Origin of the sequence: Terrabacter terrae, from assembly GCF_039529575.1 — a bacterium.
GTDB classification, from domain to species: domain Bacteria; phylum Actinomycetota; class Actinomycetes; order Actinomycetales; family Dermatophilaceae; genus Terrabacter; species Terrabacter terrae.
The window spans coordinates 336,105-352,150 of sequence record NZ_BAAANB010000001.1 but is presented as its reverse complement, the minus strand read 5'-3'; the positions used below and the strand labels follow the sequence as shown (position 1 = coordinate 352,150).

At 67.5% G+C, this 16,046-nt stretch carries 13 protein-coding genes; 3 read left to right on the top strand and 10 right to left on the bottom strand.

Annotated features, from left to right (window positions below):
* Nucleotides 1-71 precede the first annotated feature (71 nt).
* The 3 genes from ABD194_RS01655 to ABD194_RS01645 all read left to right on the top strand — a co-directional run bounded on the left by ABD194_RS01655 (nt 72) and on the right by ABD194_RS01645 (nt 3,163).
* Nucleotides 72-617, top strand: coding sequence for an NADPH-dependent FMN reductase (locus tag ABD194_RS01655; protein ID WP_343986522.1), 546 nt, complete (start codon nt 72-74; stop codon nt 615-617).
* Nucleotides 618-702: 85 nt separating this feature from the next.
* Entirely contained in the window at nt 703-1,275 is a 573-nt protein-coding gene (locus tag ABD194_RS01650) for a hypothetical protein (protein WP_343986519.1), read from the top strand.
* An 85-nt stretch (nt 1,276-1,360) separates the two neighbouring features.
* Nucleotides 1,361-3,163, top strand: a complete 1,803-nt coding sequence (locus tag ABD194_RS01645) for a DEAD/DEAH box helicase (protein WP_343986516.1) — start codon at nt 1,361-1,363, stop codon at nt 3,161-3,163.
* A gap of 39 nt (nt 3,164-3,202) precedes the next feature.
* Here ABD194_RS01645 and ABD194_RS01640 read toward each other — a convergent pair whose 3' ends face one another.
* From ABD194_RS01640 to cpaB, 10 genes are all read right to left on the bottom strand, one after another.
* On the bottom strand, nt 3,203-4,612 hold the full coding sequence (locus ABD194_RS01640; RefSeq protein ID WP_343986513.1) for a hypothetical protein: 1,410 nt from the start codon (nt 4,610-4,612) through the stop codon (nt 3,203-3,205).
* A gap of 94 nt (nt 4,613-4,706) precedes the next feature.
* Entirely contained in the window at nt 4,707-5,759 is a 1,053-nt protein-coding gene (locus ABD194_RS01635; protein ID WP_343986509.1) for an acyltransferase family protein, read from the bottom strand.
* 64 nt (nt 5,760-5,823) lie between these two features.
* Nucleotides 5,824-7,332, bottom strand: a complete 1,509-nt coding sequence (locus ABD194_RS01630; RefSeq protein WP_343986506.1) for a hypothetical protein — start codon at nt 7,330-7,332, stop codon at nt 5,824-5,826.
* A gap of 107 nt (nt 7,333-7,439) precedes the next feature.
* Nucleotides 7,440-8,330 (bottom strand): glycosyltransferase family 87 protein, encoded by an 891-nt coding sequence (locus tag ABD194_RS01625; RefSeq protein ID WP_343986503.1) that lies wholly within the window; start codon nt 8,328-8,330, stop codon nt 7,440-7,442.
* Nucleotides 8,330-9,757, bottom strand: a complete 1,428-nt coding sequence (locus ABD194_RS01620; RefSeq protein WP_343986500.1) for a hypothetical protein — start codon at nt 9,755-9,757, stop codon at nt 8,330-8,332. The genes ABD194_RS01625 and ABD194_RS01620 overlap by 1 nt, the downstream gene beginning before the upstream one ends.
* An 8-nt stretch (nt 9,758-9,765) precedes the next feature.
* The gene (locus ABD194_RS01615) at nt 9,766-10,683 is read right to left on the bottom strand and encodes a type II secretion system F family protein (protein ID WP_343986497.1); all 918 of its coding nucleotides are present in this window, start codon (nt 10,681-10,683) and stop codon (nt 9,766-9,768) included.
* Nucleotide 10,684: 1 nt separating this feature from the next.
* Nucleotides 10,685-12,661: a type II secretion system F family protein gene (locus ABD194_RS01610; RefSeq protein WP_343986495.1), complete on the bottom strand. Its 1,977-nt coding sequence runs from the start codon at nt 12,659-12,661 to the stop codon at nt 10,685-10,687.
* Nucleotides 12,658-14,055: a TadA family conjugal transfer-associated ATPase gene (locus ABD194_RS01605; protein ID WP_343986493.1), complete on the bottom strand. Its 1,398-nt coding sequence runs from the start codon at nt 14,053-14,055 to the stop codon at nt 12,658-12,660. Before ABD194_RS01605 ends, ABD194_RS01610 begins: the two co-directional genes overlap by 4 nt.
* Nucleotides 14,052-15,224 carry a CpaE/TadZ family protein gene (locus tag ABD194_RS01600; RefSeq protein ID WP_343986490.1) on the bottom strand — a complete coding sequence of 391 codons (1,173 nt, stop codon included), beginning with the start codon at nt 15,222-15,224 and terminating at the stop codon, nt 14,052-14,054. The genes ABD194_RS01605 and ABD194_RS01600 overlap by 4 nt, the downstream gene beginning before the upstream one ends.
* A complete protein-coding gene (gene cpaB, locus ABD194_RS01595) occupies nt 15,221-16,021 on the bottom strand; it encodes a Flp pilus assembly protein CpaB (RefSeq protein WP_343986488.1) in 801 nt (266 codons plus the stop codon). The genes ABD194_RS01600 and cpaB overlap by 4 nt, the downstream gene beginning before the upstream one ends.
* Nucleotides 16,022-16,046: the final 25 nt, after the last annotated feature.

The following is a 16,046-nucleotide window of genomic DNA, read 5'->3' as shown; positions in this document are numbered from 1 at the left end:
CAGGGACGAGGGAGCGGACGGCATACGCTCGTTTTGGGAATGCCTTTGGGACCGTGATAGTTAGTTGAATTGTGAAGCAACTTCGTATCGTCGTCTCCAGCACCCGCCCCGGCCGCATCGGCCCGAAGGTCGCCGAGTGGGTGGCCGTCCAGGCTCCCGCCGACGAGTGGGAGGTCGAGCTGCTCGACCTGTCGTCGCTGCCGTTCTTCGACGAGGAGGACATGCCGCGCAACGGCAACTACGCGAAGCCGCACACCAAGGACTGGGCCTCGAAGGTCTTCGAGTCCGACGCGATCGTCGTGGTGACGCCGCAGTACAACCGCAGCTTTCCGGCGCCGATCAAGAACGCGATCGACTACCTCTTCGCCGAGTGGGACGCCAAGCCGATCGCCCTGGTCGGCTACGGCTGGACCGGCGCGACCGACGCGACAGCCGACCTCACCAAGGTCTTGGGCCACGTCAAGGCCGACGTCGTCGGCTCGAGCGGGCTCGTCTTCACGCAGGACGTCTCCCCCGCCGGTGAGCTCGACGTCACGGACGAGCGCCGCGCCGAGCTGCTGGCCCTGCTCGACGCGCTCGCGGCCAAGGTGGACGAGCCGGTCAGCGCCAACGCCTGAGCGCCCTTTTCGGGCGAACCCGCACGGTTCGTGCCCCCTGGGTGCCACCATCGGCGCAGGACGCCGATGAGCAGCAGGGGGCACGATGGCGAACGTCTCGCGACGCGCCGCGGGGGCGCGGGCATCGAGGACACCCAAGACACCGAGGGCGTATGCCGTGTGCGCGGCGGTCGCGCTGCTCGCCGGCTGCGGGCGCGTGTCTGCGCTCGAGCCTCAGTCGCCGCTCGTGACGACGGGGTTCGGTGTCGTCGCGGTCGACCCGTCGCCGCCGGTCACACACACGCCGAGCGCCGCCGTGCCCGCCGACTTCGAGGTGCAGCGCCGCACGTGGGGCGGCATGTGCGCCGGCGGGCCGTGCGAGACCCTGCTCCTCGTCGACGCGAAGGGCACGTGGATCTACCGCGCCGACGGGAAGAGCACCAAGGGCACTCTGACGCGCGCCCAGGTGGTCGCCCTCGCCAACGCGGCAGCGGTCACCCAGCTCGCCAACGCGACCGGCATGCCTGACTGCGCGGCGAACCATGACGGCACGTCGGTGGGGTACGCGTGGACCTTCGCCGGCACGCACGGGTCCGTCTCCTCGTGCGAGCACCCGATCAACCGCGTCGATGACCTCGTCATCGAGATGGATCGGGTCGCCAGGGCCATCGGGCACTGACCGGGCGTGTGTCGCCCACCCCGTCTGACGCACTACCGTCGGGGGGGTGAGTGAGCCCAGCACCGAGCCTGTTACCCCCGAGACCATGACTGCCGAGACCGAGAGCCCTTCTGTGGAGGCCCCTCGGGCGGAGGGCGCGGCCGAGGCGGAGACGAGCTTCGCGGACCTCGGGCTGGACGAGAAGGTGCTCAAGGCGCTGCGCGACGTCGGCTACGAGCACCCGTCGCCGATCCAGGCGGCGACGATCCCGGCGCTGCTCGAGGGCCGCCACGTCGTGGGTCTGGCGCAGACCGGCACCGGCAAGACGGCGGCCTTCGCGCTGCCGATCCTCAGCCGGCTCGACCTCAAGCAGAAGACGCCGCAGGCGCTGGTGTTGGCTCCGACCCGTGAGCTGGCGCTGCAGGTGTGCGAGGCGTTCGAGCGGTATGCCGCGCACCTCAAGGGCGTGCACGTGCTGCCCGTCTACGGCGGGCAGGCGTACGGCGTGCAGCTGAGCGCGCTGCGCCGCGGCGTCCACATTGTCGTCGGCACCCCGGGCCGCATCATGGACCACCTCGAGAAGGGGACGCTCGACCTCAGCGAGCTGCGCTTCCTCGTGCTCGACGAGGCCGACGAGATGCTCAAGATGGGCTTCGCCGACGACGTCGAGACGATCCTGGCCGACACCCCGGACGACAAGCACGTCGCGCTCTTCTCCGCAACGATGCCCTCGCAGATCCGGCGCATCTCGAAGAAGTACCTCCAGGACCCGGTCGAGATCACCGTCAAGTCCAAGACGTCGACGGCGCCGAACATCACGCAGCGCTACCTCACGGTGTCGTATCCGCAGAAGGTCGACGCCCTGACCCGCATCCTCGAGGTCGAGAACTTCGAGGGCATGATCGTCTTCGTCCGGACCAAGAACGAGACGGAGACGCTGGCGGAGAAGCTTCGCGCGCGGGGCTTCTCGGCGATGGCGATCAACGGCGACATCGCCCAGAACCAGCGCGAACGCACCGTCGACCAGCTGAAGTCCGGCAAGCTCGACATCCTCGTCGCGACCGACGTGGCCGCGCGCGGGCTCGACGTCGAGCGGATCAGCCACGTCGTCAACTACGACATCCCGACCGACACGGAGTCCTACGTCCACCGCATCGGTCGCACCGGGCGCGCCGGCCGCAGCGGCGACGCGATCTCGTTCGTCACGCCGCGCGAGCGCCACCTGCTCAAGGCGATCGAGAAGGCGACCCGGCAGTCCCTCGTACCGATGACGATGCCGAGCGTCGAGGACATCAACGCCAGCCGCCTGACCCGCTTCGACGACGCGATCACGCAGGCCCTGTCGGCGACCGGCAGGATCGACGCCTTCCGCGACGTCATCGGGCACTACGTCAACGAGTACGACGTCCCCGAGGTCGACGTCGCGGCCGCACTGGCCGTCGTGCTCCAGGGCGACGAGCCGATGCTGCTCGAGCCCGAGCCGGTCCGCCCGGCAAGGACTTTCGACGACCGCGGCCGCGAGCGTCGGGACGACCGGGGCTCGCGCGGTCGTGGCGATCGGAACCGCGACGACCGTGGGGCGCGCGGCGAGCGTGGTGGACGAGGGGCTCGCGGCTCGTCGGCCGGGCCGCTGGTCGGCTACCGGATCTCGGTCGGGCGACGGCACAAGGTCGAGCCACGCCAGATCGTCGGCGCCATCGCCAACGAGGGGGGCCTTGGCCGGCAGGACTTCGGACACATCGACATCCGCGCCGACCACTCCATCGTCGAGCTGCCGGCGACGCTGCCGCCCGGCGCCTGGGAGAAGCTTCGCTCGACCCGCATCTCGGGCCAGCTCATCGAGCTGACCCGCGACGACGGCCCTCGCTCGAGCGGTGGCCACGACCGCCCGAAGCAACGCCGCAGCTGATCCGCGACGTCAGCACACGGCGCGTGCTTTACCGAGCCGCTAAGCCCGTACATAGAGCGCTCCAGCGGGCTCAGATGTCCGAAGCCGCCACCGGGGGTCGCCTTGGAGTCTCTTTGCCATGCCGCTGCTCGGCGGAACCAGCACGCATCCCGCGCCGGCGAGCCCGGCCTCGAGGTCACCCTGACCACGCACAAGTCGATCGTTCTCGACCACCCGGTCGGCTCCGTACAGATCGTTGCGTGAGTCCATGGCGACCGGGACATCTGGCCGCTCCAGCATGACGAAGCCACCGATCTGGTAGGAGTTGAACAGCCGACAGCCCAACGGGATCTGCCGCACGACGTCGGTTGGGTACAGCGCAGCGTCCGGTTGGCCGAGGTGACCAAGGCTCGGCACGGCCGCCGCCGCCAGGGCCACCACGGCGATCGTGGCACCTGGAACGAGGACGAGGCGCATGCGACGGGCGTAGTCGACAACTGCGGGAACGGACAGCGCTGCTGCGATGACGGGCACGGCCAGCAGCACCAGCATCGGCAGGATCCGTATGGCAACCACGGAGCCGACGAACGTCACGCCGAGGGCCGAAGTGAAGACTGGATCCTGGCGACGTACCGCGATGGCGAGTGCAGCGAGCCCCAGGAGCAGCATCACCACTTGGGTGAAGCTGGTCAGGTCTGCATGCTGCCACTCCGTGACAACGTCGGTCGAGGCGCTCTTCACCCCGGCCGTCTGAGCGAAGACTCCAACGCCATACGGGTTGACCAGTGATCCGGCCAGGGCTGCAGCGGCCGCTGCCAGGCAGGTGTAACCACGTCGTCGCGTGGAGCGACGGGCAAGCATCAACGCGGCGGCGCCACCGACGATCGCCACGCCCAGTAGTGAGGCCGAGTGAAGGTTCACCCACATGATCGCGACCGCGCCAACTGACAGAACGCATGCAGTTGGTGCTCGACCGTCCACCAGTCGGCGCAAGACGAGTGCCAGGACGAGCACGGCCACGTAGTCCAACAACTGCGGTCGCGCCGAGAACCATGCGATGAGCACCGGCGCGACGACAAACAGCGTCGCTGCTGCAATCCAGGGAGTGCTCCCGAGTCTCTTGGCCAGAAGGAAAGCCAACGCCACGCTGAGCATGATGAACGCGGCACAGGTCAGCGCCACTCCAGGAAGTCCCGCCAGCCGATAGGCCATGGCCACGATGAGGTTGAACCCCCATGAGTTCAAGGTCCAGGGCTCGCCTCTGGCAGTCCACGAGAAGGGGTCGACGCGCGGAATCGCGTGGTTCGCCAAGGTCACGAGTCCCGTACGGATCTGCCAGAACGTGTCGGTCTCCGCTAGCAGTCCTGCACGCAGGCTGGCCAAGGGCAGTAGCGTCAGCCAAGCCAGCCCCCAGGACAGGCGCGATGTCTTGGACCGTTCGGATCGCTGTCGCGCGACGTCGGCACGCATGTCACTCGTGCTAGTGCCGACCCCCATACCCCTAACTTAAGTCCCCAACTGGCCCACTGCACTCGAAGCAGATGATTCCCCTCAAACCGGTCGTTCAGGCAGGTTGATCGGACCTGACGAGCTGACGTAGCCGTAGTGATGGCCGCTCGACCAACAGCCAGGACGCGCAGGCGACCGGAAGCGTGACCGCTACTGAGACCGCGACGAAGCCAGCTGCTCCGACCACGTCAGGCACCTTGGCGATCGTCAGCAGTTGTTGAAGGGGAAACGCGAAGAGGTAGATCCCATACGAGATGTCGTTACGCGAACCGATGCGGACCCGCAGGTTGGCTCCGAGCCACAGGAGCAGATAAGCCAGGGGTAGCGGAGCGACCGCGAGGTAGCACGTGTGCCCGACGGCCAAGCCCACCGCAACCAGGCCGCCGGCAACCAGTGCAAGCCCAGCGCTGCTCGGCAGCCGCTCGCGCAGGAACCACAGCAGCACGCCGGCTGTGAAGAACGACCAGAGACGCCCGAGCTCGGTGGCGGTGCCCACCCCCGAACCCACGCTGGTCGCTACGGCACAGCCGGTCAGGCCGGCACATAGGGCAGCGGCCCAGCGCTCGCGGAAGCGCGGGAGCGCAATGACCAGGCCGAAGAGCACGTATGCGGCTGCCTCGTAGGGCAGGCTCCAGGTCGACGCGTTCCAGAGGCCCTCATATGGGACACCGGCCGGCGTGCCGTCTATGCCCATCTGGGTTGTGAACAGCAGAGCATTTCGCAGCACGTAGCCCGCAGCACTTCCCCAGTCGTAGGGGCGGGACGTGAGCATCGCTGACGCCGGAGCGACCAGCAGAGCCGTGAAGATCAGGAGCATCCAGTACGCCGGCATGAGGCGTAGAGCCCGGCGCCATAGGAATGGCTTTATCTCCATGCGAGCTCGACTTCCGGCAATCAGATAGCCCGAGATCGCGAAGAAGCCGTCGACCGCGAAGCCCCCGAGGTAGGGCCACGGCCCTGGCTGTCCGGTCGCCGCCTTGAAGGAGTGGTCCGCGACAACGAACAAAGCAAGCATGAGACGTACCGCATTGAGGGCGTTGCCCCTCCCGGCCAGACGCTGGCTCAGCTGCCCTTCAGCGCTCGCCGCGTGCTGCGGACGGACAGTCACCTCACAAACCATCGCGATGCTCTCCCGTGGATTGATGTGGCGCTGCAGGGTCGGCCCCGGAAACCTAGTTTGTGCACGGCCTGTGCTGATACAGCATTCCCCATCCGGTCTCGGACACGGGGCAGAACTCGCGTCGAACTACCTCGTTGGCTTCGTCAGAGCCTGGTGGGAGGTAAGGGTAGAGCTGCCGCATGAGTCCGTCCGGCATGCGAGTCAGCAGCAGGACGTCGGCGTTGCGTACGTCGTTGACCAGACCCGAGCCTGCACGCTCGGACACGCCCACCGCCAGCTCGAGGAAGTAGGCGCGCGGGCGCAACTCCGGCAACAAGTAGTAGACGATGATGCGCGACAGCGACACGGTACTCATGTCCGACGAACCGACGAAGAGCGAGCCACCTGGTGGTGCGTGCCGCAACAGCTCCGTCCTGGTAGCCGTCAGGTCCGGCAGTTCGGAGGCGGCAACGATTGCGGATCGGTCCTGGAAGCGCACTGTGACGGTCGCGGGCGACGGACGCAGCACCATGGCGGCGAGGCCGCCGACAAAGGCGACGGCCATGGCCGCGGCAAGCATCTTGCGCCTGCGAAGGGCGTCTGCTGAGCGGTCTGCGGTCGCCCCTACGACGATCACCAGCGGCACGGTGACACAGAGCGTATAGAGGGCGTGGTCCGGGTCCACTCGCTGCAGCGTCTGGGGCAGTATGCCGAGGGCGAGCAGCGCATGGCTCATGGACGCCCGGCTGCGCCGCTTCCAGGCCAACCAGACAAGGGTCGAGGTGACTCCTAGCACCGAGGCGAGAATGGCAACCGAACGGACGGGGTCGTCGAGCAAGCTCATGGCACCGTTGACACCCGCCCGCCCCGGGCCGATGTTCCACCACATCCGTGTCCCCGCCGCCAGGGAGAAGCCGCCGAGTGGCGCGAGTCCCAGGGCCAACCCGCTTGCGATCCATCGCCACCGGGAGCATCTCCACAGGTAGGGCAACAGCACCGGCACCACGACCACCAGCAGTTCTGGACGAAAGGCAGGACCCAGGCCGGCCAACACGCCAGCCGCCAAGCCCGCGTGCCGCGTGTGCTTTCCGACCATTGCGAGCGCCAACGCGAGGCAGGCCATGGCTCCGAGCCAGGCGTACGGCACGGTGCCCAGCGGGGCGAGCAGCACCAGACTCGCCGCACCTGCCAAGAGGGCAGTCGTGCGATCCCGGGAGCGGCCAACGCCGTAGCAGCCGAGCGCGATCGCGAGATGCAGGGCCAGCCCCAGAGCCCTCTCGACTCCCAGCGAGCTGCCGAACCCGGCGAAGAGGGTGGCCAGCAGGTAGAAGGGTGCGGGGCCGTAGACGGTGAAGAAATCACGATGAGGGACGAGGCCGGCCCGCACCTGCTCGGCGTAGACCAGCAGCACGGACTCGTCGAGAGACGTGAGCGGCCAGCCGAAGGAGGGCCAAGCAAGCAGCGTCGCGCCCAGCGCAAGAGTCGTCAGGTCGACGGCGACAGTCCGCCGCCTCGCATGACTCAGAACCGCACGTTGCCGGGAAGGCAGAATCGTCGGCCACGGCTTTCCCCCGACCACCATGGAAAAAGGGTGCATGACCTGGCGACAGGGGCTCGCCAAAACGCGAAAAATTCCGTCATAAAACGCTTTTCGGCGCTAGATAAAGTTCTCGAAACGGTCAAAACGCACTACCTTGGCGGAACCGGCGACCCAACTCTTCGCAGCCGCGGGACCGCCGAAAGCAGGACCAAGACGCCACTGGACCACAGTGGCATCGCGAACACCATGGCCAGAGCAAGCGCCTCCCGGCGGCCCCCTCGGGCTCCCCACACCAGCACGCCCACAGCCAACACCAGACGCACCGCAAGGGGCGGGTAGTGCGCCTGCGTCGGCGGCGTCGGAGCCCCGATGACGAAGTGCCACCACTGCGTCCACAGCCCCGGCGAGATGGCGTAGGACACGAGCACGACAAGCGCCGTGGCCATGACTGTGATCGCCGCGTTGCGCCACTCGCGGCGGAAGGCGAACCACAGCGGCCCGAGTCCTGGCGTGATCTTCGTTAGCAGCGGGAACGCCCAGGCCGACGGGTGCCGCACCCCGATGACGGCGGCGGCGGCGAGGAATGCTTCGATGTTGCCGATGAGAAGGGCTGGCGGTGCGACGTAGGCCAGCAGGAGCCACCGCCACCGCACCGGCATCGGCCAGAGGAGCCACGTGAGCGTCCCTGCCAGCAGTACAGACCACACCGAAAGGAAGAGCGGCCAGGGCAACATCGTCAGCGGGTAGATCGCCTGGGCGAATGCCGGTGAGTAGTTGAAGGCATCCGGCGATCCTGGCGGCAGGGAGTAGGGGCCCACCTTCCAGACATTCCAGTAGGCGTGCGCCGAGTCCATGCCGAAGCTCGAGAGGCGACTGCCGAAGAGGATCCACAGGGTCGGCGGCAGGGCAAGCCAGAGCGCACCGCGCGCCACGTCGGCCATCGAGCGCTCGGACCCGTCGCGCGAATGCCCCCCGACGGCCGGAGCAGCCATCACGTCGGTATCCCGCTGCTCGTCGACAGAGCCGTCACCCATCGTCATCACGACAACCTCATCAGCACGTAGCCGGCCGACTCCGCCGTGACCGGCCATCTCCCAGAGGCGCGCATCTGGGCGACGACCGCGGCACTCCTCGGCAGCACGGCATACGCGCAACCCACTCGCAGGGGGTAGTTCTCCCACCCCTCATCCCCGGCCATGAAGCGGAGGTATGCCTGGATGTGCTCGACGCTGTAGAGCTCGACGCGGGTGTCCATAGTTGGCCGCAGACCCGGATGCTGCAGCAAAAGCCAGCCACCGTCGACCTGGTCGTTGCAGACCACTGTGCCGTCCGGCAGCGCCCCGAGAGCCCCGTCGAGGGCGTTGGGACCGAGGGCTGGGCTGCCGGCTACGGCTGGTGCCGCGACAACGACGAGGAGCAGGCTCAGCAGGGCAGCGACTCCAGCGGCGGAGCGCTCCCGCTGCGGGGCCGACGTCACCGGCTGCCGAATGAGTTCCTGCAGCGCGGCCGCAGCCAGAGGGGCGGCGATGATCGCGCCCAGCCCGACGGTGCGAGCCCACGTCAGGGTGAAAGCCGCCGCCGCGAGAGCCAGCAGGATCGCAATCCAGTCCGCCCGTCGCCGACGCAGCAAGTACAGCCCGACGACGAGCACCAGGCTGAGCGCCGCCAGCACGGCAGGGTCGGCGAGGCGTGGCCGTTGCCACTCGCTGATGTAGGCGGTCACTCCCCCGACCTGCAGAGGCGAGGTGAACAGCCTCGGGCCGACCGGCGTCACAGCGGCTGCCGCCACGGAGAGCGCCGGCACCAGGGCCAACCTGCCGAGTGCCCGGACCGGCAGCCGCCGCTCCAGGGCCAGTCCCACCACCACGATGCCGCCCACGACCGGACCCACGAACCACATCCCGTGGCTGCAGGCCCAGAGCCACGTCAGGGGAATCAGCCACCAGCGCGCCCTGTCATCCTCGCGAGTGAGCAGCCACGCGCTCGTCGTAACGGCCGCCAGTGCGAAGGTCACGAGCTGCGGTCTCGGGGACAGACTTCCGCTGAGCGCGACGAAGACCAGCGCCAAGACGAGCGCCGTCGCCAGCGGTGCCGCTCGACGCCGGCATGCCGCATACACGCTCAGCCCGACGAGCAGGGAGCCCAGGCACAGCAGGAAGGCGACCCCAGGCAGTCCGTAGGCCGCGTGCCCCCATTGCATGGCGACCTCAGGGAGCCACTGGTTGAGGATCCAGACCTTGTCCGTGGCGGCTCCGAAGGGGTCCTCGAGGACGAACTCTCCGGACTGCAGCAGGTGTTCGCCAGCGACGACGTGCCAGTAGGCGTCCGGATCTTTGACCGGCCCGAGTGGCTTCAGGGCGTATAAGGCGAGGACGAGCGGAGGCAGCAGCCATCCGACTCGCGCGCCGAGTGAGTCGGCGTGCGTCTGGCCGTTGACCCGCTCGGTGGGCTCGGTGGCGACCTGCACAGGTCTCGTCAGCCGCCGAAGGCCGACATCATGCGGATGCCACCAGGGCCGATGATGACGATGAAGAGCGCCGGAAGGATGCAGAACATCAGCGGGAAGAGGATCTTGATGGTGACCTTCTGGGCCTTTTCCTCTGCCTTCTGGCGGCGGACCAAACGCATGTTGACGGTCTGCTCCCGCAGCACGCCGGCGATCGGCAGGCCCAGACGATCCGCTTGTACCAGGGCGGTGATGAAGTTCTTGACCTCGGGCAGGGTGACACGGTCGCCCATGGCGCTGAAGGCCTCGCCGCGGGACTTGCCGATCTGGATCTCCGAGATGACACGAGCGAACTCACCGGAGATGGGGCCGTCGACGTTGCGTGCCACTTGGAGCAGGGCCGCGTCGAAGCCCTGGCCCGCCTCCACACATACGCTCAGCATGTCGAGGGCGTCGGCGAGGCTCTTGCTCGTCTCCTCCTGGCGGCGCTGGGCGAGGTTCTTGATGAGCAGGTCAGGTAGGAAGAAGAGTGCCGCTCCGCCGATGAGGGCATAGAACAAAGCGGTCGGCAGCTGGAACTTGGCGTAGAACGCTCCTAGGACCAACCCGACCAGCAGGGCAGCACCCTTCGCCCCGAGAATTCGTTCGACGGTCCACGAGCCTGGGTTGCCGGCCTGGTCGAGCAGCTTCGTGTAGCGCTCGTCTACTCCTCCGGGCGACAGCGCCCGCGCCAGGCCCTTGGTCTGCTGGAGGATCGGGACGAGCAGACGGTCCTTGGCCGCCAGCTCGGTCGTGACCACCTCACGACGTTCGATCTGCTGGTCGATGAGCATGAGTGACTTCGCCACGCCACGCGGCTCCCCACCGCTGACACTCACGCTGAGGGCGGCGATCAGCAGGGCAAGGCCGAACATGCCGGCTCCGACGTAGATCAGATTCAACGTCACGTCACACCTCGATCTTCACGACTTGGCGCATCCACACGATGCCGGCTCCTAGGGAGACGACACCAAAACCACTCATGAAGAGGCCCGGCATGGTCGTCCACAGAAGGCTGACGTAGCCGTAGTTCGCCTTCATCATGTAGAAGAAGATGAAGATCGGCAGCGCGATGAGGATGTATGCGGACAACCGCCCTTCCGCGGAGAGGGTGGCGACCTGACGCTGCAGGGACTCGCGCTCGCGGAGCGTGCCGGCGGTCGTGCGCAGCGTGTCGGCGAGGTTGCCACCGACTTCTCTCTGGATGCGGATGGCCATGACGGTCCAGTGCATCGACTTGCTCTCCATGCGGATGGCGACCCGCTCGAGCGCGTCGGAGATGTCGGTACCGATCCGGGTCTCCGCCAGCGCTCTGCTGAACTCCTTGCCCGCGGGCTCCGCCGCGTCACGTGCGACGGCGTCCAGGGACTGCGGCAGGCCGAATCCACTGCGGAGGCTCGTCGAGATGAGGAGCAGGATCTGCGGGAGCTGGGCTTCGAACTTGCGGGCTCGACGGGAGGCGGCGAACTTCAGCCCCACAGGCATGATGAGCAGACCGAGGAGCCCACCGATCAGCAGGCCGACGAACTTGGCTTCGGCGGCATACACCATCCCGACGGCAGCACAGACGACGACCGCGACGATGCGCAGGACGAGCCATTCCCCAGCCCGGAACGGAAGGTCGGCCCGTTCGATCAGGGCCATCGTCTTGCTCGTGGACTTGCGGTCCTTCATGACGCGGTCGCCCATGTCGAGCAGCTGGGCGGTGATCGTGCTCTGCGCCGCCTTCATCTGCTGGCGGGACAGGGCTACGGTGTCACCGACGACATAGGCGTCGATGGCGGCGACACGGCGCTCGCGTTTCGTCTGGAGCGTCGGCATCAGAAGAGTGCTCGTGACGACTAGCAGGCCCAGTCCCAACAGTGCCGCCGCGATGAACGGTGTCCTGTCGGGGACGGTGATCACTCCAACGCCGGCCGCCTGAGCTGGCCCTGGTCCGCCAGGAGCCACGGGAGCGGGGGACGACGGCGCCTGCGCCGCCGACCCGAACCCGATCTTGCGGCTGAAACCGAAGCCGGTGCTCCCCGCTCGACCCGTGACCTCGTAGTTGTGCTGACCGATGAGCACCTTGGGGGTGGCCGCCGAGAACTGCACCTGGCGGTTGAGCGCCTGGGCTGACGCCTGAAAGGCCGCGGAGACGCCCGCCGTGTCGTCGGCCGAGACGACGCTGCCGCCGTTGACGCCGGCGAAGGACTGCAGGGCCCCGGTGGCGTCGGGGTCGTTCGTCTTGAAGCGGACGACGTCGACGCGGATGCCGGCGGCCTTGAGCCTGCCAAGGGCCTCCTGGAGCGCCTTCGCCTTGTTGTCCGCCATGGTGTCGGCGCCGTCGCTCAGGAGCACGATGCTGTGATCGCCTGCACCGCTGAGCACCGCAGCGGCGCTCTGCATGCCGGCATAGAGACTGGTGTCTCCGCGCGAATCCAAGCCGTTGATCACGCGCTGGGCAGCTGCCCGGTCGAGCGTCGGCGCGAGGTCCACCCCCGCGGTGTTGGCGAAGGAGGCGACGCCGACCTTGACGTCCGCCGGCACCGTCTTCAAATAGGTCGCTGAGGCCTTGCGGACCGTGGACATGCCTTGGGCACCCATCGAGCCGCTGGTGTCGATGACCAGCATCGCCCGGCGGTCGAGTTTGGCTGCCTGCTTCACAATGGCTGGATACTCCTGGCCATCGATCTTGACCTTGAGAGAGGCGGGGTCCACCTGAACGTCCACCTTGCTGCGCAAGGTGATGACGCCGGACAGGGTTGAGCCCGACCCGTTCGTAGTTGCCTTGACGTTGCTCAACCCCACAGTGACGTCGGACGCGGCGACGGCTCCGCTCGGCACACCGACGAACCCGACGGCAAGTGCTGCAAGGCCGGTGACGACGCGGCGAACGAGGCTCATCGCGCCATCCGGGAGAAGAGCTGCACTGGCAGCTCGACACCGACGTCGGCGAGGTCGGACGTGAACTTGGGGCGGATGCCCGTCGGCACTAGGCCACCGAGGAACTTGCCGTTCTCGTCACGCCCGGCGCCGTAGTCGAAGGTGAAGATGTCCTGCAGCGTGATGACATCGGATTCCATGCCGACAACCTCGGAGATGGCGACGATGCGGCGTGAACCGTCCTTCAGGCGCGACTGCTGCACGATGAGGTCGACCGCTCCGGCTACCTGCTCGCGGATGGCGCGCACCGGCAGGTCGACTCCGGCCATCAGCACCATGGTCTCTAGGCGGGCGAGGCTGTCGCGCGGCGTGTTGGCGTGGACGGTCGTGATCGACCCGTCGTGGCCGGTGTTCATGGCCTGGAGCATGTCGAGCGCGGCGCCGTCACGGATCTCACCGACGATGATGCGGTCGGGGCGCATACGCAGGCAGTTCTTGACCAGCTCGCGGATGGAGACAAGACCACGGCCCTCGATGTTGGCCGGCCTCGCCTCGAGGCGCAGCACGTGCTGCTGCTGCAGCTGGAGCTCGGCGGCGTCCTCGATGGTGACGATGCGCTCGTCGTGGGGCAGGAAGGAGCTGATGACGTTGAGCGTCGTCGTCTTACCCGAGCCCGTACCGCCGCTGATGATGATGTTTCGGCGGCCCTTGACGCAGGCGTCGAGGAAGTCCCGGACGTTCGGCGTCATCGTGCCGAAGGAGATGAGGTCCTTGTCGGTGAACGGGTCAGCGGAGAACTTGCGGATGGTGAGCATTGAGCCGTCGAGAGCGATCGGTGGCACGACCGCGTTGACACGAGACCCGTCGGGAAGTCGAGCGTCCACCATCGGGCTCGACTCGTCGACACGACGACCCACGCGACCGACGATCTTGTCGATGGTGCGGCGCAGGTGTGTCTCGTCAGAGAAGCGGGCGTCGACAGGGTAGATCTTGCCGCCTCGCTCGATGTAGATGTCGTCCGCTCCGTTGACCATGATCTCGGAGACCTCTGCGTCGCGCAGATAGGGCTCGAGGGGACCGTGACCAAGGATGTCGTCTGACACATCCTGCGCGATGCGGGTTCGGTCGGCGTGCGACAGCGGCGTCTGCTCGGAGTCGATGACCTCCTGAAGCGTGGTGCGCACCTGCGAGGCGAGCTCGCTCTCGCTGAGGTTCGGGTCGTAGAGCCGCGGGCCGAGCGAGGCCACGAGTGCCTGGTGCACGCGCTCCTTCACTCCTGCGAAGGGGTCGGCTCCCCGGCGCCGCTTGGGCTCTGCACCGTTGATAATGCGCACCTGGCCGCCGTTGCTGGCTGCTGGCTCGGTGATCTGCTGGGCCTGACGGGCACGGTCCAGGCGCTCGGCAAGGTTGCTCATCGCCTGCTCCCGAAGAGGCTGAAGTTGCGCTTGGCGCCGTTCTGCAGCTCCTCGCCGAAGCGGCGTCGGATCTCCTGGTCGGCCAGCTCGCGGATGGCCAGGGACACCGGGTTGCGCGGGTCGTCGAGGACGAGCGCGACGCCACGGTTGACGGACGCAGGGACGGTGAGGCTGTTGGGGACGTTCGCGGAGATCGGCGCCTTGAGGGCGGCTTCGACGTCATCCGGCTTGAGGCCGACCTTGGCGTCAGCCCTGTTGAGGACGATGGTCCGCGCCTCCTTGGCGGCACCGAGCGTGTCGAGGGTGTTGATGGCGATGCGGAGGTTCTTCACCGCCGGGATGTCCAGAGTTGCGATGAGGACAGTCAGGTCGCTGACGTCGAATGCCGCCAGGACGTGCTCGGTGAACGATGGTGGCGTGTCGACGATGACGTAGTCGTACTTCCCTCGCGCCACCTTCAGGAGCTCGATCACGACGTGGGACGGCACGCGGTCGGCGTCGGCTGGGTCCGCAGGGGCGGCGACGACGTCGAGGCCGCTCTCCTCATGGCGCGTCACCACCGACTGCAGACCCTGGTCGTCCAGGTGGCCGCTCATGGCAACTACGTCGCGCACGGACCCGTGCGGCAGCAGCTGGAGGCTGATCGCCACGTCGCCGAACATCAGGTCGAGGTCGACGAGCAGTGTCTTGGCGCCCGTCGACGCAAGGTAGGTGGCGAGATTGGTCGACATCGTCGTCTTGCCCACGCCGCCCTTCGCGCTGAAGACGGTGATGACCTTGCCGTCCTGGCTGCCCACGGTCGTGCCGTGGCCGCCCAGCTGCTGAGTCAGAGCAAGTGATCTCCGCACCGCGTCGGCGAGGGCCGTCTGGTCGTCCGCCTGCACGACCTCGCGCACGCCGCTACGCAGGGCCTGGGCCAGGGCGGTGACGTCGAGCCGGTGCCGCAGCAGGATGACGCCCAGCTCGGGGCGGTCGATGCGCTCGCGGTCCGCGAGCTCGCAGGCGGCGTCGAGGTCGATGTCGGGGCCGATGACGACGAGCAGCTGGGTCGGGTCCTCTTCGAGGGCCCGGCTGACACGAGGCGCGGAGTTGATCAGGAGCGCATCGCCACCGAGAGCGAAACGGTAAGTGTCGACGGCTGATTGGTCGAAGTCCCAGAGAATCGTCATCGTCCTGTCGCCCCCTGCTGAAGCTGGACGTCGGTGACCTGCAGTGACGGGTCCAGCTTCACGTCGGATCCCTTCAGAGCCGCGTACAGAGAACGGCCGCTGCTCACGGCGTGGATGAGAACGGTGGCATCTGCCGGCTTCATTGCAACGGTGATCAGGTAGTTACCGCTCGCTCCGGCGGCGGTGGCGGACTGCCCCTCCGCTGGTGGCGCTGCCGCTTGACCGGCAAGCGGCGCGTCTCCCATGGCGATGACCAGCACATCCGGCATCAGGAGGCTGGTTGCGCTGGCGCCGTTGCTGCTCTGAGCCTTGGCGTCAGCGGCGCCTGTCGATCCATTGGGCGTGTAGGTCTGGAAAAGTGCGATGTGGGACCCCGGCGTGACGAACTTGCCCACCCGCTCGGCGTCCGACAGGGAGAACGAGAGGGCCAGCATCCCGCTGGGGATCTCAATGGCCTTGGTGCCCGATGGCCTGACCCCGAAGCGACCCGCCAAGAGGTACTCGCCAGCAGCGACGTCCGTCGTTGCGACAAGGCTGTTGTTGTCGGCGTTGATTTCCTGCAGCGCGCCCACCGGAACGGCCTTGGACGACACAGCGGTCTGGACGATGAGCCCCGTGCGCTGCGCGTCCTTGAGCGGCGTCCCAGCCGGAATCGGCTGCTGTGCCACCCATACCTGCGCCGGCGACTCCGCCGCAATAGCGCGTGCGTCGGCGTTGCGTGCATACATGATGACGAGCGCGCCGCCGGTGACAGCAAGGGCCAAGGCCAGCGCGATGGCAAGGATGCGACGGTTCATGCTGAGGTCCCCCCAGATAAGGCGT

Bases quoted from the DNA above. Each gene is read 5' to 3' on its own strand.
- ABD194_RS01650 (WP_343986519.1), top strand. From the start codon at position 703: ATGGCGAACGTCTCGCGACGCGCCGCGGGGGCGCGGGCATCGAGGACA.
- ABD194_RS01645 (WP_343986516.1), top strand. From the start codon at position 1,361: ATGACTGCCGAGACCGAGAGCCCTTCTGTGGAGGCCCCTCGGGCGGAG.
- ABD194_RS01640 (WP_343986513.1), bottom strand. From the start codon at position 4,612: ATGCGTGCCGACGTCGCGCGACAGCGATCCGAACGGTCCAAGACATCG.
- ABD194_RS01630 (WP_343986506.1), bottom strand. From the start codon at position 7,332: ATGGTGGTCGGGGGAAAGCCGTGGCCGACGATTCTGCCTTCCCGGCAA.
- ABD194_RS01625 (WP_343986503.1), bottom strand. From the start codon at position 8,330: ATGACGATGGGTGACGGCTCTGTCGACGAGCAGCGGGATACCGACGTG.
- ABD194_RS01610 (WP_343986495.1), bottom strand. From the start codon at position 12,661: ATGAGCCTCGTTCGCCGCGTCGTCACCGGCCTTGCAGCACTTGCCGTC.
- ABD194_RS01605 (WP_343986493.1), bottom strand. From the start codon at position 14,055: ATGAGCAACCTTGCCGAGCGCCTGGACCGTGCCCGTCAGGCCCAGCAG.
- ABD194_RS01600 (WP_343986490.1), bottom strand. From the start codon at position 15,224: ATGACGATTCTCTGGGACTTCGACCAATCAGCCGTCGACACTTACCGT.
- cpaB (WP_343986488.1), bottom strand. From the start codon at position 16,021: ATGAACCGTCGCATCCTTGCCATCGCGCTGGCCTTGGCCCTTGCTGTC.